Source organism: Neobacillus sp. B4I6 (assembly GCF_050434045.1).
GTDB lineage: Bacteria > Bacillota > Bacilli > Bacillales > Cytobacillaceae > Neobacillus.
Genome location: NZ_JBNPWB010000002.1, coordinates 2,668,831 through 2,693,776, shown reverse-complemented (window position 1 = coordinate 2,693,776; position 24,946 = coordinate 2,668,831). Strand labels below are relative to the sequence as shown.

The window sequence follows — 24,946 nt, the reverse complement described above, 5'->3', positions numbered from 1 at the left end:
ACCTCCGAAAATATCTACCAGTTACTCAATTGTACTACAGGTAGGCGGAAATGGAAGAATGGTTACAGAATATTTACATTATTGTTGAAAGCATTGATTTAATAGAAGGTTTTTCTAGTATAATGATATTAGCAAATTCTGGATTAATGGAGGTATGAAGATGCCAAGTATCCGAAGCTATTTTTTTGAAAAAGGAATTAAACTTTCGGTAAAAAGAGCCCTAAAAAAGGGGATATCAGATCGAGCGATGGATGAACAGCGGCAGATGCTCGACACGGCAGCAAGAAAACTGGGGAAACTCCCGAAAAACTGCCAGGTTGAGCAACTTGAAATTGAAGGCTTGTACGCTGAGTGGCTTAGTTCCGAAAACATTTTAGCTGACAAGGTGATCCTTTATTTACACGGTGGTGGTTATGCATTTTGCTCTGCCAATACCCACCGCCCACTAGCGGCTCGAATTGGGAAAGCGGCGGGTGTAAAGGTGTTATTTCCTGAGTATCGTCTTGCACCGGAACATCCATTTCCAGCTGCCATCGAGGATGCTGTTACCATGTACCGCTGGCTATTGCGACAAGGTTATGATTCCTCCAAGATTATTTTGGCAGGAGATTCTGCAGGAGGTGGCTTAAGCATTGCTGCCACTTTGGTCTTAAGGGATCAAAATGAACCACTCCCAGGGGCAATTGTTTGTCTTTCTCCTTGGGTAGATTTAACAAGCAGCGGGGAAAGTTACCGTAAAAACAAGGAGGTTGATCCATATTTAAGTGTGCAAGGTGTAAGGGATGCAGCACTAATGTATGCGGGGAATGAGAATTCCCTCAACCATCCGCTAATATCACCAGTCTTTGCAGACTTGACCGGGCTTCCTCCATTATTCATCCAAGCAGGAAATCATGAGATCTTGCAAAGCGATGCAGAATTACTCGCCGCACAAGCACGTCATGCAGGTGTTAATGTCACATTTAAAGTTTGGGACAAGATGTGGCATGTGTGGCAAATTAGTGGTGATACTTTACCTGAAGCGAAAAAGGCTGTTAGCGAAATAGGGAATTACCTAAAGAAAAACTTCCAATAATTTTTTTAAGCTTACCTTGGCCAGATATTGGGTCCAATTATAAATGAACATCTGAGAACTCCTGAGCTACTGAATCAGGAGTTCTTTCACGTGTTGATAACAATAATTAAACCTATGAACTTTATGAACAAAATGGTAGTTAAGTTTTTAATGCTGTTTAAATGAATAATCTATGAAAACCTCAAAATTTTTGTAAAATTAAGAAAACGTTAAGAAAACGTTTACAAAGGGGGAAATGAAATGTTTTCTATCAAAAGAATTACAGCAGTAATGTGTGCAGGAACATTGGCCTTAAGTTTGGGGGCTTGCAGCAGTAAGGAAACAGCGAGTACAAGTAAAAAAGAGGAAGGCACCGGTTATCCAACAAAGGCCATTAGCGTGGTAGCACCGTCTGGAGCAGGTGGAGGCTGGGATTTAACAGCCCGCTCGTTTACAAAAGTGTTAAGTGAAACAAAGCTTGTAAAACAGCCAATGACAGTTGAGAATAAGCCTGGCGGCGGTGGAGCAGTTTTTATGGCGGAATATGCAACCCAGCAAGTGGAAAATAATGACATGCTGTTTGTCAATTCACCGCCGATTATTATCAACAATTTAAAGAAAGAAGGAAACAGTCCGTACGGTTATAAGAATACCACACCATTAGCACAACTTACGAAAGACTATGGAGCGATAGTTGTTAAAGCCGATTCCAAATTTAAAGATTTAAAATCGGTTTTGGAAGAAGTAAAGAAGGATCCTAGTAAGTTGACTTTTGCTGGTGGCTCGGCACCAGGTTCGATGGACCATTTAGTTTCCATTCTACCAGCCTATAAATATGGGGTTGACCCAACCAAAATTAAATACGTTTCCTATGATGGCGGTGGCGAAGCGATTACCGCATTACTTGGAGGAAACGCAGATGTCATTGGGACGGATGCCTCTAGCGTAAAAGAGTTTCTTAAGGCAGGCAAAGTAAGAGTCCTTGCGATTACATCCACTGAACGCTTATCAGGTGACTTTAAAGATGTCCCTACAGCGAAGGAACAAGGTGTCGATGCAGAATTTACGATTTGGCGTGGTGTATTTGGTCCAGAAAAAATGTCCGATGAAGCAAAGGCTTATTGGGAAAAAACCATTGATAAGTTAGTTCAATCACCTGAATGGAAAAAAGAAGTCGAGACACAAGGCTGGGAATTAGAGTATAAAAATGGGGCAGATTTTAAAAAGTTCTTAGATGATCAGGAATCACAAGTACAACAATTATTAGAAGCATTAGGAATGCAGAAGTAGAAGTAACCCAAGAGGGAAGGAACGACTTTCTCCTTCCCTTTTATTTTAAAATCGCACGGATTGGGGGGATTGCGGATGGACATTAAATTTGATCGCATCGCTGCTATAGTCTTTCTAGCTGTAGGAGTTCTATTTATTATCGGAAGCAGAAGTATTGCAAGTTCTTCTTATGGAAGTGTAGTCGGACCAGATATTTTTCCATTTATTCTTGGGGTATTGTTGACGATCTTAAGTATTCGCTTATTTTATGAAACCTTTAATGGAAAAACGCAGGAAAAGAAAAAAGAAAAATTGCAGTATAAGCCTTTTTTAATCATATTGGCAGCCACATTAATCTATATTTTGACGCTGGAATCAGTTGGTTATGTGATCACTACATTTTTATTTCTTTTTGTCTGCTTTCAGACAATGGAACGTGCTAAATGGCTGACCTCACTAATAATCGCTGGATGTTTTTCTGGATTTGTCTATTTCTTATTTGTCGAAGTATTAAAAGGAACTCTTCCAGGGTGGCCAATTTGGTTTTAGTCAATTAAGTTATGGTGTCAGGCACCACGTTTCTTGGAAGGAAAGGGGGATATGTAATGAATACTCTTGATTATTTGCTGCACGGATTCGGTTCGGCACTTATTTGGTATAATTTACTTTTTGCATTTGTTGGAGTTTTGATTGGGACAGCCGTTGGGGTGTTACCGGGGATTGGTCCGATGAGCGGCGTTGCCTTGCTTATTCCTGTTACCGCTTCCATTACGGGAGGACTTCCTCCTGAACAAGCCGCAACTAGTGCCATCATTCTCCTTGCTGGTGTCTACTACGGAGCCATGTATGGTGGATCAACCACTTCTATTCTATTAAATACTCCTGGCGAGTCATCGTCCGTAGTGACAACATTAGATGGTTATCAGATGGCAAAGAAAGGACGAGCGGGTAGTGCGTTATCGATTGCAGCGATTGGGTCGTTTGTGGCAGGAATCGTCACGTTGGTCGCACTAATTGCCTTAGCGAAACCATTGTCAAATCTAGCCCTTAAATTCGGTCCTTCTGAATATTTCTCTCTGATGCTCTTAGGACTAGGCGCTGTGAGCGGATTGGCAGGAAAGTCCGTTACGAAAGCCTTAATTATGACGGTAAGTGGGCTGCTCCTTGCTACGATCGGAATTGACAATGTTTCTGGGATTGGCCGATTTACCTTTGATATTCCATGGTTATACCAAGGAATTGAATTCTTGACCATTGCCGTTGGTTTGTTTGCCCTTGGTGAAGTGTTTAAGACCATCCTAGAGAAAGATGAAGAAGATACACAAATGGCAAAGATTAATAATTTACTGCCATCTAAAGAAGAGTTGAAAGAATCGGCTGGACCGATCGCCAGAGGATCCATCTTAGGCTTTTTTATCGGGATTCTACCTGGAGCAGGTGCGACGCTCGCTTCCTTTTTTTCTTACATATTAGAAAAGAAGATTTCTAAAGACCCATCGAAATTTGGTACTGGGGCGATTGCGGGTGTTGCAGCACCAGAATCGGCGAACAATGCAGCCTCAGGCGGAGCAATGATACCCTTATTAACATTAGGAATTCCGGGCTCGGGTACAACCGCCATCCTGATGGGGGCACTGATGATGTATAACGTTCAGCCAGGTCCGTTATTATTCGAAGATCATCCCCAAGTAGCGTGGGGATTGATTGCTAGTATGTTTATTGGAAATATCATGCTGTTAATACTCAACCTCCCGCTTGTTAAGGTATTTGCAAAAATCATTCAGACACCAAAGAAATATTTGATTCCAATCATTATTGCCATCTCTATTTTCGGTGTTTATGCGGTTCAAGTTTCGATTAATGACCTTTTGCTTCTACTAGGTTGCGGTTTAGTTGGCTATTTTCTAAATAAACATGATTACCCGATTGCACCATTGGTGTTAGGACTTGTACTAGGTCCAATGCTTGAGAATAACCTGCGCAGAGCCTTAACGATTTCAAATGGAGATTTTGGACCGTTTTTCACACGCCCTATCTCATTAAGTTTCTTAATTTTGACCGTTCTTTGGTTGGTTATTCCGGTCATAATGAAGATGAGAGGAAAAAATGTCGTTATAAACGAAGAAGGATAATCTTTTTAAAGTTCTGATTATTGAAAAAACCCCTTTTTTTAAGGGGTTTTTTTCTATATGATAGATATAGAGGTGTTTGTATGCGATTACATACGAAATTAATGTTAGGTATTTTTATATTAATCATCCTAATTGGCGGGGTTTTTGAAATAACTTTTAAAAACATAATGGAATCCAATCTTAAGCACGAAAAAGGGACGAAGGCCTTATCGGTGGCACAGTCCATCTCAAATATGCCAGAGATTCAAAAAGCCTTTTATAGTACCGATCCTGCTGCCATTATACAACCGATCGCAGAAAAAATTAGAAAACAGGTTGGAGCGGAATTTATTGTTATCGGGAATCGAAAGGAGATTCGCTATTCTCATCCTGACCCAAACCGATTAGGACAGAAAATGGTTGGTGGAGATAATGAACGAGTCTTTAGAGGAGAATCGGTCATCTCAGAATCGATTGGAACCCTTGGTCCTTCCTTGAGAGGAAAAGCACCCATATTTAGTGAGGGCGGCGAAGTTATTGGAGTGGTTTCAGTAGGATATCTTCAAACGGATATTGATAAAGAAGTTTCAAAGATTAGAAGAAAAATCTTTATGGTGACAATGATTATCTTACTGGGAGGATTAATAGCCGCATTATTAATCTCCTTAAATATTAAGAGAGCGATTTTCGGACTTGAACCTAAAGAAATAGCTTGGATGTACCAGGAGAAACATGCCATATTAGAATCCATCCATGAAGGAATTATCGCAGTCGATACGAATGGGCGAATAACAGTTGTCAATGAAACCGCACATAAATTTCTCAATGTTCCGAAAGAGGTCCTTCTCCGTGGAAAAAGAATTGAAGATGTACTTGAAAATACGCATCTATATGAAGTTGTTCGAACGGGACTTGCGGAGTATGATCGGGAATTTGCCATTTTTGGAGAGGTATTTTTGGTTAATCGTATTCCCATTTTTAATAAAAAGGGAGAAGTAATTGGAGCAGTTGCTAGCTTCAGAAACAAGTCAGAGCTTTCCAATCTGATTCAGGAATTGTCCCATGTAAAAGCATATGCTGAAGGACTAAGAGCACAGACACATGAATATTCCAATCGTCTTTACACACTTCTTGGCTTGATTCAACTTGGTTCTTATAAAGAAGCGATTGATTTCATTTCAAGGGAAGTGGATGTCGCGCAAGGTTTCATAAGCTTCCTAATGAAGGAAATTCCTGACCCGATCATTGCCGGTTTTATTTTAGGTAAGGTCAGTTTATCGAGTGAGTTAAAAATCAATTTTACAATAGACCGAGAGAGCAGCTTTAAGGATGTTCCAGCGGAAATCAGTAGGGATACGTTAGTCACAATTATAGGTAACCTTGTCAATAATGCCTTCGATGCTGTAAGAGAAAATAATAAGGAAGAAAAAAAGGTTTCTTTGTTTTTAACTGACCTAGGAAAAGAATTGATTATCGAAATAGAAGATAACGGCAAAGGCATTGACACGAGCCTAAGTGAACAAATTTTTCAAGATGGATTTTCAACGAAAAACCGTCAAAGCAATGCAGGGATTGGGTTAAGTCTTGTTAAGGAAGCCATAAGGAGCTTAGGGGGATATATCACCTTTTCCTCGAATGAAGGGGAAGGGACCATTTTCACAGTAGCGATACCAAAAAGCAGGGGGTGTTTGAATGAAGCAGAGCCCGGATATAGAAGTGTTAATTGTTGAGGATGATTTACGAATTGCAGAAATTCAAAAACGATTTATTGAACAGATTGCTGGTTTTCAAACGGTAGGAATTGCGGCAAGTTATCAAGAAGCAAAGACCTATATTGATTTACTACAGCCAGACCTTCTCTTGCTGGATGTATATTTTCCAGACATGAATGGAATTGATTTACTCAAAGAAACAAAGCAGCAAAATAAACAAATGGATGTAATCATGATTACCGCCACAAAAGAGATTCATAAGGTTCAAGAGGCAATTAGTATAGGTGTGTTTGATTATATTATTAAACCAGTGATTTTCGAGAGATTCAAACAATCATTGCTGCGGTATCAGGATTTTCACACGAAGTTAGTAGAATTGAGGAATGAAAATCTCCATGTCACCCAACAACAGGTGGACAAGTTACTGCGAAAAGAAATAGATCTCTCCCTTAGCGAAAAAGCTTATTTGCCGAAGGGAATTGATCCGCTTACACTTGAAAAGGTTTTGGATGTCCTGTCGAAAGTCGATTTCGGGTTAACAGCAGAATTCGTCGCCAAAGAAATAGGCGTTAGCAGAACAACGGCCAGAAGGTATCTTGAACATCTCATGTCTGAGGAAAAAATTGCAGCAGATTTAGCTTACGGAACGGTGGGTCGTCCTGAACGAGTCTATTTGGTAAAAAGTGGAGTCAAATAGCATAACCACTAAAAAGGAAGAAGGCTCTAATGGAGAGCCTTCTTCCTTTTTGATGTAGGCAGTGCATAAGAAGGCGGTGCCTGACACTATTGTGAATTATTCACATGGTGCCTGACACCATGTTGTACCTTTGTTTAATTGTAATAATTTTGCCAATATTACCACAGGAGAGAATTTAAATTAGTTATATAATAAGATTGAATCTTCATAGCCAGCAAGATATTTAGTAAATGTGGCTGGTTTTAGTAATGTAATATGAAGGAGGGGTAATTGACATGAAAAGTTTAATTGTGTATTGCTCGTCTCATGGGACTACAGAAAAAGCAGTAAGATTTTTAAGTGAAAGTCTTGAAGGGGAAGTTTTAGCGGTGGATATGAAGAGGGAGAAAGAAGAGTTCGATCTGGCAAATTTTGATACCGTTATCATTGGCGGCTCGGTTCATGCAGGGAATATTCAACGAAAAATAAAACAGTTTATAAGAAACAACCTAGAAACACTTTTGGAAAAAGACGTCGGTCTTTTCCTTTGCTGCATGCATGATGGCGAGACCGCCATCGAGCAATTTAACCATGCCTTTCCACAAGAATTGCGCAAAAATTCCACGGCAATGGGGTTATTTGGCGGTGAATTTCTCTTATCAGAAATGAACTTTATAGAAAAACAAATTGTAAAAAAAGTGAGCGGTGCAACCATTGATCAATCCAATTTAGATTATGAGGCCATCAAGGAATTTGCGTCCAAATTAAATCATATAAAAAGTATTGTTTAGTGGTTACTGCCTCTTCTATTTCTATAGAAGATAAGGAGTGATATTTGATGGAATCCACGTTGAAATCTTCTTATATAATGACAATTATCATCGTTGTGCTACCTTTAATTGCTGCAGTCGGTGGACTTTTTATTGACGAATTGTATAAGGATACTAGCAGTTTTGCCTTACATGCATGGTATGCCAATGATATTATTTTACTCGCTGTCGGCTTGCCACTTTTGATTGCTGCATTGCTTCTATCGATTCGTGGTTCACTAAGAGGGCAGTTAGTTTGGTTAGGAATGCTTAATTTTACTATATATAATTATTCTTATTATCTTTTTGGTGCTGCATTAAACTCTTTTTTTCTTATATATGCCGCCTTGTTCACTTTGTCGATGTATTCAATTGTTTTCGGATTAGTTTTAATAGATTACAACAATATTGAAAAGTCATTTAAGAAGAAAACACCTGTTAAAGGGATTAGCATTTTTATGATCCTATTAGCCATAACCCTTGGGGGAGCATGGATTGTTCAGTGGATAAATTTTGTTACCACAGGTAATCCACCACAAATCATGATTAATTTAAATTCTTCAAACAACCTGGTTGCCACATTAGATTTAACATTCGTAGTTCCATTATGTATCGTTGCTGCCTATTTTCTTTGGCAGCGGCGGCCAATCGGATATGTGCTAACAGTTATGTTAAATGTTAAGGGGTTTGTTTATAATCTAATATTGATTTATGGTTCGATTGTTCAGGAACAAGCAGGAATCAAAGGTGCAATGGATTTAGTTCCGTTATGGGTGATTCTATGTATCGGCTGCCTTAGTTCTTTTGTCATTTTGTTAATTAATATGAAACCAATTGAAAATAAAAGGAAGACATTAGAAAAGGTCGGATAAATCTAAAATATATCGAGATATTTGAACGTTGCTGCTTTTGCAGAACGTTTTTTTATTGCCGAAAAAGAACCTGTCGGATAAATTTTTTCGACACATTCCAATTTGGCATGATTTTTTTTGTCAAATTTTGCTTATAAAAATAAGCATGAATGACTATAATGAAAGAGGTCTTAATACAAAAAGAAAGAGGATTAAAATGAAGATTTGGTTTAACAGATGGTTTACAACGGTTTCCCATTATATTGATATGATCCGGTTCAATGAAGATAAGCGGAACTTTATCATTTATGGGACACATCCGAACAAAGATGCCCTTTATTTACAAAATTGTGATTACGCCTTTGTCGAGCCAGATATATCTGGTGAAGAATATATTGGTTTTTGTCTTGAGTTTTGTCAGAAGCATGGGATCGATATTTTTGTCCCAAGGAAAGAAAATGTCCTCATCTCAAAAAGACTAAGTGACTTTGAGGCTTTGGGTGTTAAAGTGCTAGTTTGCCCTGAAGCAAAGTTAATGGGGACAATGGATAATAAAGCAGATACCTATCGCCTTTTATCCAACGGAGCAGCAAACTTTTTGATTCCGGACTATTATGTCGTCAATAATGTTGAGGATTTTAAGAGGGCGTATGAAAAACTCAAGGAAAAAGGACATACGGTTTGTTTTAAACCAGTGATTGGTGAAGGTGCCAATGGATTTCGGGTCATAATAGACCAAATCGTGTCCATTGACCAGTTTTTCAATCATGGAATTGGTTTCCGTATTCCCTATGCCCATGCCTGCGAAATTTTGAGCCAGCAAGATACATTCCCTGACTTAATGGTGTTGGAATTTCTAGAGGGAAGAGAATATAGTATTGATTGTTTATCGTCCCATGATGAATTGTATGCTGCTATTCCTCGAATGAAGGGGGATGGAAGAGTCAGGGAGCTTGTGGAACAGGCGGAACTCATTAAATTAGCACACGATTTTCACCAAGAGTTTAAATTGCCATATGTATTCAATATTCAGGTAAAATACAACAACTTTGGTGAGCCGAAACTGTTGGAGATTAATCCGCGAATGAGCGGGGGAATGCACATTAGTTGCTTGTCAGGGATTAACTTGCCATATCAAGCCATCAAGGTTTTACTTGGTGAAGAGGTGGAAGTAGTCAAACCTAGGTTTGGAATTCGAGCAAGTCATATTGAGAAGGAAATGATTCTGAAATATGGCGATATTAGTTAATTGAACAAGCAAAGCCAAAGAAAAGAGCAGGTTTTTTTGTATCGACCTGCTCTTTTCACTATTAGGAAGATTATTTATAAAAAACTTTATCGATATTGTATTTTGCGTGTAGTGTATTAATGATAAAGGTTTCATAAATTTCTCTCTCCATCGGATCTTCCACAACACATACTGCAATCCGATAAACTTCATCACGATGTAATTTGATCGGCGAAACAGTATCTTCAAAATGTCTTTTTACACGAGGGCGCAACTTCCTTGCTTTTCCTACAAATAGTAATTCGTCATTTGCGTTTGAAAATAAAATAATCCCGCCTTTGTCTCTTGGGATCTTATTGTAATCAGTAAAACCATAAACGCTGCTTAGCGGCGCCTCAATTTTTTCTCCAACTTGGTTCTTTTTCGTAATCACTATATCAGGATTAGGTATTTCAATTTTTATCATTAAGAAAATCGCTCCTTGCTTAAAATAAACGGTGTCCCCGTTTTGCTAACAGTTCATTATAGCACAAACTTTTGTTAATAGAATTGACTTTCTTATTTTAACCATTTTTCAGTCCTCAAAACCAGTTATACAGGATCTCTTTTGAATTTATTAGAGTGAATAAATAATGGTAGAAAAATATTCCTTATTTTTGTAAACTTAAGGAAAGTGTTGTAATTTTGCTGATTTAATTATGTTCGCAAGGTAAATAATTCTTGGTAGGATTCGATTGTTATGAACTTTCTATTTATAATAGAAGGTGATATAAAATATTAAGATTAGAAAGGGTGTTTTTATGGCTATTTCATTGTCTAAAGGGCAAAAGGTTGATTTAACAAAAACAAATCCTGGTTTAACGAAAGTTGTTGTTGGTCTTGGCTGGGATACAAATCGTTATGACGGCGGGAAAGATTTCGATTTAGATGCAAGTATATTCTTATTAGGAGCAAATGGAAAAGTGACTTCTGAAAAGGATTTTGTGTTTTACAACCAGCTAGAGGGCGGAAATGGTTCCGTGGTACATACAGGTGATAACCGCACGGGAGAAGGCGATGGGGATGATGAGCAAGTAAAAGTAAATCTTAGCGCTGTTCCTACTCAAGTGGAGAAAATCTCGTTTGTTATTACTATTCATGATGCAGAATCACGCGGTCAGAATTTTGGACAGGTTTCTAATGCATTCTGCCGAATCGTAAACGAAGATACAAACCAAGAAATCATTCGCTATGATTTAGGGGAGGATTTCTCCGTTGAAACTGCCATCATTGTAGGTGAATTATACCGACACAATGGAGAGTGGAAATTCTCAGCTGTAGGTTCTGGCTACCAAGGTGGACTAGCACGCATCGCAACAGACTTCGGACTAAACGTAGGCTAAGATGGTGAAAACAAAAAAGGACAAAAAGGTCAATTGACCATTTTGTCCTTTTTTTGTTTAGAGTGTGGCGTCATATGCGTGGTGTCAGGCACCGTAAAAAGACATTTGGTTGTTTTGTACGCCAGGCGCGGACAAAGTCGAATTTGTTTGTTGGAAGTGTTTATAACTATCTAAATGGACAGGGTTTTTGGTTTGAGGTATTGTGGAGTTAACTATTTTATTTTGATTTGATAATGGATTTTATTTGAAATTTTTGTTTAAAACACAGGATCTTTCGATTATTTTTGCAATCATTTGGGTTGTATAACTCAATATATTTGCTTTTTTGGACCAGCCAGAACATTAAAAGAAATACGAACGAAAGAGGGACATTACGATGGAAGGAAAATGGCTGATTGCCGATCGCGATTTAAATGAACGTGAAGGATTAAAATGGCTGTTGAAAACGACTTCCATCCCTGTCACAAACATATTATTAGCTTCTAATTACCAGGAATTTGTAGTTAGGTTTGAACAAGAGAGGCCAGACGTTGTTTTAATCGAACTTGATATGATCTCCAAGGAGGTTTGGACAACCTTTCGCGACCTGATGCAAATCTATGACCCAGTCCTCCTGTTAACTACCGCAGAAGGAACCTTTGAAAAAGCTCGCCTTGCCATTGACATGCAAGCGTTAGATTTAATGGTTAAACCTTTGTCAGCAACAAAGGTTACATCTGCTTTCCAAAAATCCGCACGAAAACTTGGAACCAAAAATCAGGTAGACGGAATTCTTAGTCCTAAAACATATAAGGACATTTCTTATGAAGCTTTATTTATTTCTCAACCATCTTTATCAGAAAATTTTCATATGGCCGCTTTTCAAACGGAAAGTATCGGTATGATACGTTCATTGCATTCTTTCTTAAGAGAATTTCCGTTCAAGGGTGTCCAAGGTATATTCGCAATGGACGATATGGTTGTGATTTTGTTTAAGGAAACGGCTCATCAGTTAATAGAGCAGTTTCAAAAAGCGATGAGAAAATGGGAGGAGGAATTTTCTGACCCTCTTGCCATCGTTGTCCATAAAGGAAATTCTTCGGCAATGAGCTTGAATCAACAATACTTCCAAACCCGAAAAATGCTGGAGTTCACCTATTATAAAGGCTATCGCCAAGTAGCTGAATTTGAACACTTACCAGAATGGGTACATATTGACCCTTTTTTAGCCCCTCCTGAACAGAGAGCATGGGTCGACATGCTGACAAATACCGATTTAGAAAAAATAAAGAAGTGGCTGTACGAGGAATTTTTACAATTACAAGAACCATTTCCTGATCCAGGATTGGTTAGAATCCAGCTTACGAGTATACTCGCCCAGGTTAGAAGGTTTATGAAGACCAATAATTTAGACGAGGACCAAAGTTATGAACGAGAGTACCGCTATATTTTCAATTCAATTTTGTACGATAAGGTTCTTTATCGTACAGTTCAAAATCTCATCTTATTTATTCAAAAATTGTTTATAGGTGCAGAGAGCAGCCCCAGAAAAAAACAAGATCCGATTGAACGTGGCATATCCTATATGGAGACTCATTTTTCCAATAGTTCGCTCAGGCTTGAAGATGTGGCGCAGTATGTTGACCGAAATCCTTCCTATTTCAGCCATATGATGAACACTAAAACTGGTTCGAGCTTTACAGAAGTATTGACTGCCATAAGAATGAAGGAAGCGAAACGGTTACTGATTGAAACGAACAAACCGATTCAAGAAATTTCAGACCTTGCAGGCTATCAAAATTCAAATTATTTTAGCCGGATGTTTAAGGAATTTGTAGGTACTTCACCAAGAGAATTTCGCATGAATACAGTAAATATGTTTAAAAACGAGAGGGAGACAGACTGATTTTTGTTAAATTTATTTTGGGAGAGGTGGGGAAAATTGAAGACGGTAATTAGTATTCTGGTTTTATGCTACCTGTTATTTTCTTTACTTCAATTGTATTTCAATAGAAAATGGCAGCTGGTTTACACGGCGTTTGGACATGATCAATATTTTATGATTATTGCTAAGTTAAATGCTGCAGGCGTTAAATATAAAATCAAAACTCCTGTGAATTTTCGGAATGACGCTGGGTTTAAGGATCAAGCACAATATGATATTTTTGTGAAAAAAGATGAAGAACATAGGGCACATGCTGCCCTCCAAAATAAAAATTAATACTTTGTTTGTGTTCCTTAAAATTAAGCCAGTATTGGACCCATCAGGAAAGTGATTGGGTTATTTTTTATGTAATCAAACCTAAAGATAATATCTAATTTATAAAGATATTATGGTTATAAGGACGAACTATCTAAAAAAAATCTAGTACAAACTACAAATATTATCTATTATCTAATGTTCCATTCGTATTTTTCAGAAGATTTTATTTTTATAATAAAAATAGACCTAAAACAAAAAGGGAGTGGAAACAATGGAAACAAACACAACGAATTCAAGAGTTATTAAAAATTATAAAGGTACTGAATTACATGCAAAGGGCTGGATCCAGGAAGCGGCACTGCGCATGCTAATGAACAATCTGGATCAAGAGGTTGCCGAAAGACCGGAGGATTTAGTCGTTTATGGCGGAATTGGCAAGGCAGCCCGGAACTGGGAGTCCTATGATGCTATCGTGAAAACGCTGCTAGAATTGGAGAATGACGAAACGTTAATGATACAATCCGGTAAGCCTGTGGCTGTTTGGAAATCGCATAAGGATGCACCGCGTGTGTTGCTCGCTAACTCCAACCTGGTTCCAGCTTGGGCGAATTGGGAGCATTTCCACGAGTTAGATAAAAAGGGCCTGATGATGTATGGGCAAATGACCGCTGGAAGCTGGATTTATATTGGCAGCCAAGGAATAGTGCAGGGAACGTATGAAACGTTTGCCGAGCTTGCCCGTCAGGAGTTCGGAGGAACATTAAAACATACCATCACGCTAACAGCAGGACTAGGCGGCATGGGTGGAGCACAGCCTTTATCCGTAACAATGAACGATGGGGTATGTATCGCAATCGATGTGGATGAGACAAGAATCGACCGCCGCATTGAAACCGCTTACCTTGATATTAAAACAAATGACCTTGAGGAAGCATTAAAAATGGCTCAAGAAGCTAAGGTCGCAGGTAAAGCATTATCAATTGGTTTATTAGGTAATGCAGCAGAAATTTTACCAATCATGATTGAAAAAGGCTTTAATCCAGATGTATTAACGGATCAAACTTCTGCACACGACCCGCTAAATGGCTATGTTCCAGTTGGTTTTACATTAGAAGAAGCGGCTGCATTACGAAAAGAAGATCCTACTAAGTATGTAGATCTTTCAAAACAAAGCATGGCTGTACATGTGAAGGCTATGCTGACGATGCAACAAAAAGGTGCGGTCACGTTTGACTACGGTAACAACATTCGTCAAGTAGCGAAGGATGAAGGTGTGGAAAACGCATTTGATTTCCCAGGCTTCGTTCCAGCCTACATCCGTCCATTATTCTGCGAAGGAAAAGGTCCATTCCGCTGGGCAGCACTTTCAGGAGATCCTGAGGATATTCGCAAAATTGATGATGCCTTGCTTCGCGAGTTCAAAGATGATGAACATCTATGCAAATGGGTAAAAATGGCACAGGAAAAAATTAGCTTCCAAGGTCTTCCTGCGCGGATTTGCTGGCTTGGATATGGTGATCGTGCTCGCTTTGGTAAAGTTATCAATAATATGGTTGCTTCCGGAGAAGTATCGGCACCAATCGTTATTGGACGTGACCACTTAGATGCAGGTTCTGTAGCATCGCCAAATCGTGAAACAGAAGCCATGAGAGACGGCAGTGATGCAGTTTCCGACTGGCCGATTTTAAATGCGATGATTAATGCTGTTGGCGGCGCGAGCTGGGTTTCCTTACACCATGGCGGCGGGGTTGGCATGGGTTACTCTCAACATTCCGGTATGGTAATTGTTGCGGATGGTACAAAGGATGCGGAAGTGCGTCTTGAGCGGGTATTAACCACGGATCCTGGCATGGGTGTGGTTCGTCATGCCGATGCAGGGTATGAGATTGCTATTAAAACAGCAAAAGAGAAGGGCATCAAAATGCCAATGCTTAAGCAAGACTAAGACTGAGAGGATGGTAGATTAATGAGTACACCAATTTTTATCAGAAATGCCTCTCAACTCGTGACGTTACAAGGGAGTTCCGATGCTCCTCTTGTAAAGGGCGCGATGTCTGAACTTGGCATTATTGAGAATGGCAGTGTTTGGATGGAAGACGGAGTGATTCAGGCTGTTGGAACGGATATTGAGCTTTTTGAAAAATATGCTGGTCGCATTGATGAGGCAGAAGTGGTGGATGCGAGTGGTAAACTCGTAACTCCAGGACTTGTTGATCCACATACACATGTTGTTTTTGCAGGCAGCAGGGAAAATGAGTTTAACATGCGTCTTCAAGGTGCTACTTATATGGAAATCATGAACAGTGGCGGTGGAATCTATGCGACGACTAGACGGACACAGTCCGCGACACATGAAGAACTTTTTCAAGAAAGCTATGAGCGCTTGAATCAATTCCTGCGCCACGGTGTCACAACAGTTGAAGCGAAAAGTGGCTACGGAATGGAATGGGAAACGGAACTAAAGCAGCTGGAAGTGGCCAAACAGCTTAATGACAAGCATGTGATTGATGTTATTTCAACATTCATGGGAGCCCACGCTGTACCGAAAGAGTACAAACAAAATCCTGATGAGTTTGTAAGATTGCTGATTGACGAAATGATTCCAAAGGTAGCAGAACTTGGTCTTGCCGAATTCAATGATGTTTTTTGTGAACAGGGTGTGTTTACACCGGAGCAATCGAAGCAGATTCTTGAAGCAGGTAGAAAATATGGCTTGATTCCTAAGATTCATGCGGATGAAATTGAGCCTTATGAGGGGGCTGAACTTGCGGCCGAGGTAGGCGCAATTTCTGCAGACCATCTCTTAAAAGCTTCGGAAAAAGGCATGAAAGCAATGGCTGAAAAAGGCGTAGTTGGCGTGTTGCTTCCAGGAACAGCTTACTTTTTAATGGCGGAGTCTGCAAATGGCCGTAAAATGGTAGATTTGGGTGTACCGGTGGCACTTTCGACAGATTGTAATCCCGGCTCATCACCAACGGTTTCGCTGCCATTCATTATGAATCTAGGCTGTTTAAAAATGGGGATGACACCGGCTGAGGTGATTACGGCCACGACGATTAATGCTGCACATGCCATTAATCGCGGGAAAGAGATTGGCAGTTTAGAGGTCGGCAAAAAAGCAGATGTTACGATTTTTAACGTTGGGAATTATATGAAATTGCAATACTCTTATGGCGTGAATCATACGGATACAGTCGTGAAAAATGGGCAGGTGGTTGTAAGGGGAGGTCAGTTAGTTGAAGAGCTTTCTCTATCCTAAACTGAATCCACCAAGTTTTATATGGGTGAGACCTGATGAAGGGGCAGAGGTTGCGAAGGTTCACGAGTGGATCCAACCACTAACTGCTGCCTCGGATCCTGAAAAAAGCAAGGACGCCGACTTTGTTATCGTCGGTGTTCCGCTGTCTCGCTCATCGATTAGTGCTTCGGGTGCCTCGGAATTTCCTGAGGCATTCCGCCGCTCGTGGCGAAGTTTTACTACTTATAACCTTGATGAGGATATCGATTTGTCGGAAATGACTGCTGTGGATGTTGGTGATGTGCCGATGCATGTCACGAATATCCAGCGGTGTCATGACAATATCATCGAAGCATCTGCTGCCCTTCATCAACATTTTGATACCTCAAAGGTGTGTGCAATTGGCGGTGATCATTCGATAACAGCGATGATGGTCAAAGGTCTGCATCAAGTGAGACCTGATGAAAAAATTGGCATCCTGCAGTTTGATACTCATTTTGATTTAAGGGATATGACCGATAACGGCCCGTCCAATGGGACTCCAATGCGGAACTTAATTGAAAGCGGAGTAGTTGAGGGTAGTAATATGTACAACATCGGCCTCCATGGATTTTTTAATACAAAAGATTTGAAGAACTATGCCGATGAAAAAGGTGTCAACTATTTCACGCTTCGGGAAACAAGAAAAAAGGGGATTGAAGAAACGGTTGTTGCCTGTTTAGATGCGCTCGCTGCGAAGGTGGATACCATTTATTTAACAGTCGATATGGATGTTCTTGATATTGCCTATGCTCCAGGGGTACCGGCCTCAACGCCGGGGGGCATGACAACAGCAGAACTTTTGGATGGGGTACTTGCGGCAGCTAAACATCCAAAAGTCAAAGCAATGGACATCGTCTGCCTTGACCCACTAAAAGACACACATATACAGCCAACAGTAAAACTCGGCACACACGTATTTCTAACCTTTCTTACAGGAGTAATGCTTCGCTAGACAATTAATGGTGTCAGGCACCACAAAAAGACACTTTCCTGCCAATGTCCACCCCGGGTGGACATTGGCTTTTTTAGGTTAATCTCCAAATAATTTAGGGAAATTAAAGGACTTTGGCTTATTCACGTAAAATTTATTAGTTAAGAATAACTTTTTGGGGATGGTAGTTTTGCATATTAGTAAATTTGTTACGCCTGAGATTATTTTTGGAAAGAACTCTATTAAACAGGCTGGGGATGCCTGCTTACGGCTAGGGGCAAAAAAGGTATTGATTGTAAGCGATTACGGGGTTGCCAATGCGGGTTGGCTCGATAAGGTAATTTCTATATGCAAAGAGTCAGATCTGCCGTATGCGACCTATATGGATGTCACAATAAATCCAAAGGATACCGATGTAGTAAAGGGGTGTCGGGCTTATATTGAAAATGAATGTGATGCAATCATTGGTTTGGGTGGGGGTAGTGCATTAGATTCGGCAAAGGCTATTGCCATACTTGCTACGAACGGCGGCCAAATCAGCGATTATGAAGGGGTTGATAAAATAGAACGTCCTCTTCCACCGATGGTAATGATAATGACTACTGCTGGCTCAGGCTCTGAGGTTTCTCAATTCTCTGTCATCGTCGATTCGAAGCGGGGAAAGAAAATGAGCATCATCTCCAAAACATTGGTCCCTGATATTGCCATTGTTGACCCCTTAACGCTGGTTACAAAAGACAGCAGCCTCACTGCTGCAACGGGTTTGGATGTTCTTACGCATGCAATCGAAGCCTATGTCAGCACGGCTGCTACACCACTAACAGATGTGCAGGCAAAAAATGCCCTTTCCCTGGTCTCAAAATTTTTACGACCCTCGGTGGCTTCGAAGACGAATGAAGAAGCAAAGGAAGCAATGGCTATGGCGAGTTTACAGGCAGGACTTGCTTTTTCCAACGCCATTCTTGGTGCTGCACATGCCATTTCACATGCTATTGGCGGAAAGTTGCCGATTTCCCATGGTGAAATCAATGCCGTTTTACTTCCTTATGTAATGGATTTTAATTTTATTGCTGCGCCGGAACGTTTTTCTGATATAGCAGCTATTATGGGATTTGACAGAAGAGGTTTGTCAGAGCGTGATGCAGGAAATGCTTCCATTCAATTTGTCAGAGACTTGGCTGCTGATATCGGTGCGCCACAAAGGTTAAGAGATGTTGGGATAACGGAGGATATGATTGATTGGGCTGGGCAAATGGCATTAAATGATGCATGTATGATTACCAATCCCCGCGATGTCAATCTCGAACAAGTAAAGACACTTCTAAAAAATGCATTGTAAGAAGGTGAACCCGGTGCTTGAAGATAAACAGGAAATGATTGCACTCTTAACAGGAGTTAAATCATCGAAAAAAAACTATTATACCGAGTTGAAAACAACCGTTGAGCAATTAAGAAAAAAGAACATTCAACTGGAAATTATTAATGAAGTAATGAAAAGTATGAAAATAGACATGTCATTAGATGAAATGCTCCAAAATGTATTAGATAGATTAAAAGTGCTGTTGAACTGTGACCGGTTGAGTTTATTCTTATTAAGAAATCATGAACTCGTTTTGACCAATGTCTATCCTGAAGGCAGCCGTGGGTTGAAAATTAACTCTGCGATACCGAACCGACTGTCTCTGTATTGGTCTGTATTGTTAAACAAACAGATCATTTTTCAACAATTGCTTAACACTAGTGATGTCTTTTTTGAAAAAGAATATTTGCTTGACCTTGATATACATAATGTCATCGTCCTGCCTATTTTTATAAAAAATAAGGGCATCGGTGTTTTAAGTATCGGACGGCAGGATCCATCTGAGTGGGGTATCGATGACCTGGTATTTCTCGAACAATTGACCGACCATCTTGCTGTCAGTATTGAAAATACCCAGTTGTACCATGAAGTAGTCCGCGGTAAGCAGCAATGGGAGGATACCTTTAAAGCAGTAGATGATATGATAATTGTTTTTGATAAAAATCTAAATGTCCTTCAATATAATGATTCTGTTCGATATTTCTTTCCATACAACGAGCTTTCTCCATCTTTTGCTCTTTTGAGGAAAGAATGTAAGTCGATTATAGACGAAACGTTTCGGTCCCAAATGCCTGGATATAGAGATATTTATTTTAAAAATAACGCCATTGGGTGAAACGTATACCTATCCGGTCCAAAATCATCAACACCAGGTGTACGGCGTGATTCTTTATTTAAAAGACGTAACGGAAAAACGAAAAATGGAGGCACAGCTTCTCCATTCTGGTAAGCTTGCAGCGATTGGCGAAATGGCGGCGGGCATAGCTCATGAATTAAATAGTCCGTTAACTGCTATTCTTGGTAATTCCCAGCTTCTGTTAAGGAATAAAGAAAAAGATGACCCTTCGTACCCCCTTTTAAACGATATAAAAAACTGCGGGGACCGCTGTAAGCGAATAATTAAAAGTTTACTGACTTTTTCCCGTCAGGATGAGTACATATTTGGATCTTTTTCATTAAACGATGGAATAAACCAAGTTCTTAATTTACTAAGATACCAATTAGAAAAAAATGAAATTATGATAACACTTAAACTGGATGAGGACCTCCCTGAAATTGAGGGGAGTCAGCAGCAAATAGAACAAATCATTATTAATCTAATTTTAAATGCGAGAGACGCTTTAGAGCTCGCCGATAAAACAAAAAAAGAAATTACGATCATCACCTCTCAACAAGAAGATGAAGTGCAATTAATCATCAAAGATAATGGAATTGGGATTGAGGATAATAGATTATCTGAAATTTTCCATCCATTTCACACAACAAAAGAAGCAGAAAAGGGTACCGGCCTTGGTCTTTCAGTAAGTTTCGGAATCGCTAATGCCCATGGAGGTACACTCGAAGTGAGCAGCACCGTCAAAACAGGTAGTACCTTCACGTTACGACTACCATTGCCGCTGTCTCAAGAGTTGGAGGTCGGAGGATGACAAATCTATTAATAGTAGATGATGAAATCGAGGTTGGAAACTTCCTGTCCCATCTTTTTAAATCGAAAGGCTATAACGTCAAGGTAGTTAATAGCGGGAAAGAGTTCTCCAACATCGATTTTTCAAAGAGCAACTTCCATGTAGCAATGATTGATTTAAAGCTACCAGATGCAGACGGGTTAACACTCCTGAAGGAATTGAAAAAACAGCAGCCCCGATGTAAAGTCGTAATAATGACGGGGTACAGTACCATTCACACGGCGGTGGAAGCGATAAAATCAGGAGCAAGTGATTATATCGAAAAACCGTTCGATGATATTGATTTATTGGAAAAACAAATTGATCAGCTGTTAATTTCGACAGGCAGCACTTCCCAGCAGCATATCAACGATCTAGCTAATAAAATAGGGTTGATTATTGGAAAAAACCCTGAAATGAATCAATTAATAGAAACAGCATATAAAGTAGCCGGGAAAAATGTAATTGTTTTAATAGAGGGTGAAACTGGAACAGGAAAAGAGGTATTGGCGCGCTTTATTCACGAGGCAAGTCAACGAAATAACGAGCCCTTTATTGGAGTGAATTGTGGCGCTATTACGGAATCGTTATTAGAAAGCGAGCTGTTTGGTCACGAGAAGGGGGCCTTTACGGGGGCATCTCATCAGCGGAAAGGTCTATTTGAAATTGCTAGCAAAGGAACATTATTCCTTGATGAAGTGGCTGAGGCAACACAGTCCATACAGGTAAAGTTACTTCGGGTTCTTGAAACAAGAGAATTTATGCGAGTGGGAAGCGAGAATACACTGCATACCAACACCCGATTAGTAGCTGCATCAAACGTAAACCTCCTAGAAGCCGTTCGGCAGAAGAACTTTAGAGAAGATCTTTTTTATCGTTTGAATGTGGTTCATTTAATCGTGCCACCCTTAAGAGAAAGAAAAGAGGATATCCCTCTTTTGATACAACATTTATTACAGCGGCACACAAACAATTCGATCACATTTTCGGAAGATGCACTAAAGGTGCTACAGGGCTATAGGTGGCCCGGGAATATTCGCGAACTTTCAAATTTCGTTACAAGGGTGGTGACTCTGTCAGATTCGGCCGATGCGATCATCACACCGTCCAACCTTCCATTAGCTATGAATGGAGGAACTCCGATGAAACCGATAGAACAAGAAGAACTTGAACTACATATGGAAGGTTTTTTGCAAAGCTGGGTCGAAAAAACTTTATCAGCTTTCGAACAAAAGGAAGAAATTGATTTGGAGGAAGTCTTGGCGCAAATCAAACAATTGGAGTCACAAGTAGGTAAGGCGTTTATAAAAAGAACATTAAAGGAGACTCATGGTAATAGGAGGGAAACAGCCAAACGATTACAAATAACGATGAGGAAACTCCGATATCTTTTAAATGAAAAAAGTGAAAGCAGTAAAATAGATTAGTAAGAATGTTTAGAACCTACAGCTTGCATACAAAAAGGCCTACGATGAAAACTATTCGTCGTGGGCCTCTCCTTTAATTTATTTCCCTGTAAGGCTATTCCAAGGTTAGGACAACTCGGCCGTTAATTTGGCCAGTTTCCATCCGTTCGAATACTTCGTTTATTTTTTCAAGCGGCTGAACCTCAATATTGGTTCGTACTTTACCTTGTGCTGCGAATTCAATCGCTTCTTGTAAATCTTTTCGTGTACCTACAATCGAGCCTTTGACCGTTACACCATTTAATACTGTATCAAAGATAGGGATTGGCAGGTCAGCATTTGGGAGACCAACGACTACTAATGTACCGCCTCTTTTTACAGAACCATATGCTTGTTCGAAGGCTTTCTTTGTAACGGCAACACTAACGGCGGCCTGAACTCCACCGACAAGACTATTAATTTCTTCCACAGGGTCGACTCTTAATCCATTAATCGTTTGATCTGCTCCTAATTCGGTTGCAAGTTCTAGCTTATCATCTTGAATATCTACCGCAATAACATTGAATCCCATTGCTTTTGCATATTGAAGGGCCACGTGTCCTAGACCGCCAATTCCATAAATAGCCACCCAATCACCAGGCTTCGCATTGGAAACTTTTAATGCTTTATAGGTAGTAACTCCTGCGCAAAAGATTGGCGAGATTTCATGGAAATCAAGCCCATCAGGAATTTTCACCACATAGTTTGCCGGTGCTTTGCAATATTCAGCATAACCGCCATCGACAGAGTAGCCAGCATTTTCCTGTGCCAAGCACAGTGTCTCACGTCCTGTTAAGCAATATTCGCATTCGCCACAGGCAGAATAAAGCCACGGAATACCAACACGATCGCCTACTTTAATGGAAGTTACCCCTTCTGCCACTTTTTCGACGATACCAACACCTTCATGACCAGGAATTAGTGGAAGCTTAGGCTTTACTGGCCAATCCCCATTCACAGCGTGAAGATCAGTATGACAGACGCCAAGGCTTTAATTTTCACTAGTATTTCGCCATACTCTAATTCTGGAATAGGTACTTCTTTAATTTCGAGCTTTTGATGATGCTCATTAACAACGGCTGCCTTCATCATTCTCGTTCCTTGTTGGGTTTCATTTACTAGAACTACACCGCTTTGATTCTCAGTCGTACACATTACATCCCATCTCCCTTGTAAATCGTATTCACATTAAGAAAATGCAATAATCGTGCCAACTAGTAAAGTGCTTTCATTACCAAGAAAAATCACAATTTACAAATAATGGGCCGAAAAATCGGCATAATACAGCCGTTAAGACGGCAAACCGAAAACAATTTTTCGTCATCGTGTATTCACAGAGTTACTTTATGGTGTCAGGCACCGCAAAAAGACACTTTTAAGCTAATGTCCACCCCGGGTGGACATTAGCTTTTTCAGTTTTGTCCTAAATAATAATTTAAATGATATGGAAAGCCCATAGCACACACTTGTCCATTCCAAGATTAGAGGAATTAGGCTTAACTTTGATGAGGCTTGAAGAAAAAATGGAAGAATTAAAAATCATTTTTGGTTTAGAAACAGAAGATCTCAATATAGAATTGGGACCATTGGGGAAAAACTCTTTAAACCAGCTGATAGGAGAGAGATTATGCCCATCCAACACCCATCACAATCATCATCGAATTTGATTGAAGTATTAGAAAATATACATGATAAAGGAGTGGTTATTGCAGGGGATATTAAAGTATCGTTAGCAGACGTCGACTTGTTAACCATTAAAATCAGACTGCTAATAGCTTCTGTAGACAAGGCCAGAGAAATAGGAATGGACTGGTGGGAAAAGGACCCATACTATTCTTCTAAAGGCAGATTAGCTGAAAAAGAGCATGCCCTGTTACTTGAAAGAATCAATCACATTGAACAGCTTGTTGAGACAAAGGCACTCCCTCTAGAAGAAGGAGCATTACTTGAACCAATTAATGAAAATATTTTACACCAGCCGGATGAAATGCCTACGATGGACGAGTAAATAGAAATAACAAAAGTGGAAAAAACTGATTCAAAAAAAAATGGGAAGAAAAAGGACTCACAAAATAAGAAAAACGACTCACGAAATAAGAAAAACGATTCACAAAATAAGAAAAACGAAAAGAAAAAGTGTCGAAGCAAACATAAGGAATAAAATTTAAATGTTATTTTATTTTAGGAAAGTGGAGTCGACACTTTCTTTTTTATTGTAATTTCCTTGTGTGTAATCAAAAAGAAAGTTCGGTAAGTGTATGTGAGTTACCTTAAAACTTTAAAAAGTATTTGACTTTGTAAGCTTAATTAAAAAAACCCTGATATTCTCAAGGTTCTTATTGTTTAGAAATGGGATAAGCGAATTGTATTCAATTATAATATGACTATTTTTTATTGTTTTTCAATATTTTTTTGAGTAATTTAATAATATCACTATTTTGTCCTTTTACGTCTTTTAGTTCTTTTTTTAACTCTAAAATATCACTAGTGATATTCTCTAGTTTTTGAGACAAAGATGCCAGCTCTACATTTTCTTGTTTTTCAGAAACCGTAGATACTGGGAGTGTCGCGTTTAGATTTTTTTTACTTAGTTCTGTAACTGAATTCAATAATGACTCATTTTTCATAGTTGTTGCCAGTTGTTTCATGATAGAATTTAAATCAAGCGAATCCCTGGCTACATTGTTATCTGTTTTCTGTACGCTATTATCCTTAGTGACTTTCTTCCGTTTTTCAGTAATGTTTGACTCAGTATGCGCAGGGCTTTGATTTTTTTTACTAAGTTCCGTAACAGAATTCATGAGCGAATCGTTTTTTAGTAGAGTTGTTGCCATTTGAATTAATGATCCCAAATCAAGCGAATTTGGATTTTTTAGTAAATTGTTGGCGAGATTTTCTAAATTGTTACCCGTATTCTGTACGCTATTTTCATTAATGTTTTCCTTCATAATTTAACCACCTTTTTAGTTTTAATTAGTAATAAGCTCAGAAA

23 protein-coding genes and 1 pseudogene are annotated in these 24,946 nt (G+C 39.4%); 21 read left to right on the top strand and 3 right to left on the bottom strand.

Annotation, left to right across the window (positions count from 1 at the left end; translation table 11 throughout):
- Positions 1 to 160 precede the first annotated feature (160 nt).
- The 9 genes from QF028_RS15375 to QF028_RS15335 all read left to right on the top strand — a co-directional run bounded on the left by QF028_RS15375 (position 161) and on the right by QF028_RS15335 (position 9,731).
- Positions 161 to 1,075, top strand: a complete 915-nt coding sequence (locus QF028_RS15375) for an alpha/beta hydrolase (RefSeq protein WP_429466670.1) — start codon at positions 161 to 163, stop codon at positions 1,073 to 1,075.
- Between the two features lie 240 nt (positions 1,076 to 1,315).
- Positions 1,316 to 2,344, top strand: coding sequence for a Bug family tripartite tricarboxylate transporter substrate binding protein (locus QF028_RS15370; protein ID WP_429466668.1), 1,029 nt, complete (start codon positions 1,316 to 1,318; stop codon positions 2,342 to 2,344).
- A 75-nt stretch (positions 2,345 to 2,419) separates the two neighbouring features.
- Positions 2,420 to 2,872, top strand: coding sequence for a tripartite tricarboxylate transporter TctB family protein (locus tag QF028_RS15365; RefSeq protein ID WP_429466666.1), 453 nt, complete (start codon positions 2,420 to 2,422; stop codon positions 2,870 to 2,872).
- A 56-nt stretch (positions 2,873 to 2,928) separates the two neighbouring features.
- Positions 2,929 to 4,455, top strand: coding sequence for a tripartite tricarboxylate transporter permease (locus QF028_RS15360; protein WP_429466664.1), 1,527 nt, complete (start codon positions 2,929 to 2,931; stop codon positions 4,453 to 4,455).
- A gap of 80 nt (positions 4,456 to 4,535) precedes the next feature.
- Entirely contained in the window at positions 4,536 to 6,164 is a 1,629-nt protein-coding gene (locus QF028_RS15355) for an ATP-binding protein (RefSeq protein WP_429466662.1), read from the top strand.
- A complete protein-coding gene (locus QF028_RS15350; protein ID WP_410883028.1) occupies positions 6,127 to 6,843 on the top strand; it encodes a response regulator in 717 nt (238 codons plus the stop codon). The genes QF028_RS15355 and QF028_RS15350 overlap by 38 nt, the downstream gene beginning before the upstream one ends.
- Positions 6,844 to 7,118: 275 nt before the next feature.
- Complete coding sequence (locus QF028_RS15345) at positions 7,119 to 7,613, top strand: flavodoxin domain-containing protein (RefSeq protein WP_429466659.1); 495 nt, start codon at positions 7,119 to 7,121, stop codon at positions 7,611 to 7,613.
- Between the two features lie 47 nt (positions 7,614 to 7,660).
- Positions 7,661 to 8,503 (top strand): hypothetical protein, encoded by an 843-nt coding sequence (locus tag QF028_RS15340; RefSeq protein WP_429466657.1) that lies wholly within the window; start codon positions 7,661 to 7,663, stop codon positions 8,501 to 8,503.
- 196 nt (positions 8,504 to 8,699) lie between these two features.
- The gene (locus tag QF028_RS15335) at positions 8,700 to 9,731 is read left to right on the top strand and encodes an ATP-grasp domain-containing protein (protein WP_215001909.1); all 1,032 of its coding nucleotides are present in this window, start codon (positions 8,700 to 8,702) and stop codon (positions 9,729 to 9,731) included.
- 70 nt (positions 9,732 to 9,801) lie between these two features.
- Here the strand turns inward: QF028_RS15335 and QF028_RS15330 are convergent, their stop codons facing one another.
- Entirely contained in the window at positions 9,802 to 10,176 is a 375-nt protein-coding gene (locus QF028_RS15330; protein ID WP_088086990.1) for a nucleotide excision repair endonuclease, read from the bottom strand.
- A gap of 334 nt (positions 10,177 to 10,510) precedes the next feature.
- Here QF028_RS15330 and QF028_RS15325 point away from each other — a divergent pair, with 334 nt between their 5' ends.
- The 10 genes from QF028_RS15325 (at position 10,511) to QF028_RS15280 (ending at position 21,936) form a co-directional block, all read left to right on the top strand.
- On the top strand, positions 10,511 to 11,092 hold the full coding sequence (locus QF028_RS15325; protein ID WP_429466654.1) for a TerD family protein: 582 nt from the start codon (positions 10,511 to 10,513) through the stop codon (positions 11,090 to 11,092).
- 376 nt (positions 11,093 to 11,468) lie between these two features.
- Positions 11,469 to 12,977, top strand: a complete 1,509-nt coding sequence (locus QF028_RS15320) for a helix-turn-helix domain-containing protein (RefSeq protein WP_429466652.1) — start codon at positions 11,469 to 11,471, stop codon at positions 12,975 to 12,977.
- A gap of 36 nt (positions 12,978 to 13,013) precedes the next feature.
- Positions 13,014 to 13,292, top strand: a complete 279-nt coding sequence (locus QF028_RS15315) for a hypothetical protein (RefSeq protein WP_429466650.1) — start codon at positions 13,014 to 13,016, stop codon at positions 13,290 to 13,292.
- Between the two features lie 253 nt (positions 13,293 to 13,545).
- Positions 13,546 to 15,219, top strand: coding sequence for a urocanate hydratase (hutU, locus tag QF028_RS15310; protein WP_429466648.1), 1,674 nt, complete (start codon positions 13,546 to 13,548; stop codon positions 15,217 to 15,219).
- Positions 15,220 to 15,240: 21 nt separating this feature from the next.
- Positions 15,241 to 16,533 (top strand): imidazolonepropionase, encoded by a 1,293-nt coding sequence (gene hutI / locus QF028_RS15305; protein ID WP_429466646.1) that lies wholly within the window; start codon positions 15,241 to 15,243, stop codon positions 16,531 to 16,533.
- Positions 16,511 to 17,506, top strand: a complete 996-nt coding sequence (locus tag QF028_RS15300) for an agmatinase family protein (RefSeq protein WP_429466644.1) — start codon at positions 16,511 to 16,513, stop codon at positions 17,504 to 17,506. Before hutI ends, QF028_RS15300 begins: the two co-directional genes overlap by 23 nt.
- Before the next feature lie 169 nt (positions 17,507 to 17,675).
- Entirely contained in the window at positions 17,676 to 18,824 is a 1,149-nt protein-coding gene (locus tag QF028_RS15295) for an iron-containing alcohol dehydrogenase (RefSeq protein WP_429466642.1), read from the top strand.
- Positions 18,825 to 18,837: 13 nt separating this feature from the next.
- Entirely contained in the window at positions 18,838 to 19,680 is an 843-nt protein-coding gene (locus QF028_RS15290; RefSeq protein WP_429466640.1) for a GAF domain-containing protein, read from the top strand.
- A 46-nt stretch (positions 19,681 to 19,726) separates the two neighbouring features.
- Positions 19,727 to 20,491, top strand: a complete 765-nt coding sequence (locus tag QF028_RS15285) for a sensor histidine kinase (RefSeq protein WP_429466639.1) — start codon at positions 19,727 to 19,729, stop codon at positions 20,489 to 20,491.
- Positions 20,488 to 21,936, top strand: coding sequence for a sigma-54-dependent transcriptional regulator (locus tag QF028_RS15280; RefSeq protein ID WP_429466637.1), 1,449 nt, complete (start codon positions 20,488 to 20,490; stop codon positions 21,934 to 21,936). The genes QF028_RS15285 and QF028_RS15280 overlap by 4 nt, the downstream gene beginning before the upstream one ends.
- Positions 21,937 to 22,030: 94 nt before the next feature.
- On the opposite strand, the pseudogene adhP reads toward QF028_RS15280, so the two are convergent.
- Positions 22,031 to 23,043 (bottom strand): annotated as a pseudogene (gene adhP / locus QF028_RS15275) (alcohol dehydrogenase AdhP).
- 350 nt (positions 23,044 to 23,393) lie between these two features.
- Here adhP and gvpK point away from each other — a divergent pair.
- Entirely contained in the window at positions 23,394 to 23,621 is a 228-nt protein-coding gene (gene gvpK, locus QF028_RS15270; RefSeq protein WP_429466635.1) for a gas vesicle protein GvpK, read from the top strand.
- The gene (locus QF028_RS15265) at positions 23,582 to 23,962 is read left to right on the top strand and encodes a gas vesicle protein (protein ID WP_429466633.1); all 381 of its coding nucleotides are present in this window, start codon (positions 23,582 to 23,584) and stop codon (positions 23,960 to 23,962) included. Before gvpK ends, QF028_RS15265 begins: the two co-directional genes overlap by 40 nt.
- A gap of 376 nt (positions 23,963 to 24,338) precedes the next feature.
- Here the strand turns inward: QF028_RS15265 and QF028_RS15260 are convergent, their stop codons facing one another.
- Positions 24,339 to 24,902 (bottom strand): hypothetical protein, encoded by a 564-nt coding sequence (locus QF028_RS15260; protein WP_429466631.1) that lies wholly within the window; start codon positions 24,900 to 24,902, stop codon positions 24,339 to 24,341.
- Positions 24,903 to 24,946: the final 44 nt, after the last annotated feature.

Coding starts and splice junctions, on each gene's coding strand:
- QF028_RS15375 (WP_429466670.1), top strand. CDS start 161: ATGCCAAGTATCCGAAGCTATTTTTTTGAAAAAGGAATTAAACTTTCG.
- QF028_RS15370 (WP_429466668.1), top strand. CDS start 1,316: ATGTTTTCTATCAAAAGAATTACAGCAGTAATGTGTGCAGGAACATTG.
- QF028_RS15365 (WP_429466666.1), top strand. CDS start 2,420: ATGGACATTAAATTTGATCGCATCGCTGCTATAGTCTTTCTAGCTGTA.
- QF028_RS15360 (WP_429466664.1), top strand. CDS start 2,929: ATGAATACTCTTGATTATTTGCTGCACGGATTCGGTTCGGCACTTATT.
- QF028_RS15355 (WP_429466662.1), top strand. CDS start 4,536: ATGCGATTACATACGAAATTAATGTTAGGTATTTTTATATTAATCATC.
- QF028_RS15350 (WP_410883028.1), top strand. CDS start 6,127: ATGAAGCAGAGCCCGGATATAGAAGTGTTAATTGTTGAGGATGATTTA.
- QF028_RS15345 (WP_429466659.1), top strand. CDS start 7,119: ATGAAAAGTTTAATTGTGTATTGCTCGTCTCATGGGACTACAGAAAAA.
- QF028_RS15340 (WP_429466657.1), top strand. CDS start 7,661: ATGGAATCCACGTTGAAATCTTCTTATATAATGACAATTATCATCGTT.
- QF028_RS15335 (WP_215001909.1), top strand. CDS start 8,700: ATGAAGATTTGGTTTAACAGATGGTTTACAACGGTTTCCCATTATATT.
- QF028_RS15330 (WP_088086990.1), bottom strand. CDS start 10,176: ATGATAAAAATTGAAATACCTAATCCTGATATAGTGATTACGAAAAAG.
- QF028_RS15325 (WP_429466654.1), top strand. CDS start 10,511: ATGGCTATTTCATTGTCTAAAGGGCAAAAGGTTGATTTAACAAAAACA.
- QF028_RS15320 (WP_429466652.1), top strand. CDS start 11,469: ATGGAAGGAAAATGGCTGATTGCCGATCGCGATTTAAATGAACGTGAA.
- hutU (WP_429466648.1), top strand. CDS start 13,546: ATGGAAACAAACACAACGAATTCAAGAGTTATTAAAAATTATAAAGGT.
- hutI (WP_429466646.1), top strand. CDS start 15,241: ATGAGTACACCAATTTTTATCAGAAATGCCTCTCAACTCGTGACGTTA.
- QF028_RS15280 (WP_429466637.1), top strand. CDS start 20,488: ATGACAAATCTATTAATAGTAGATGATGAAATCGAGGTTGGAAACTTC.
- gvpK (WP_429466635.1), top strand. CDS start 23,394: ATGATATGGAAAGCCCATAGCACACACTTGTCCATTCCAAGATTAGAG.
- QF028_RS15265 (WP_429466633.1), top strand. CDS start 23,582: ATGCCCATCCAACACCCATCACAATCATCATCGAATTTGATTGAAGTA.
- QF028_RS15260 (WP_429466631.1), bottom strand. CDS start 24,902: ATGAAGGAAAACATTAATGAAAATAGCGTACAGAATACGGGTAACAAT.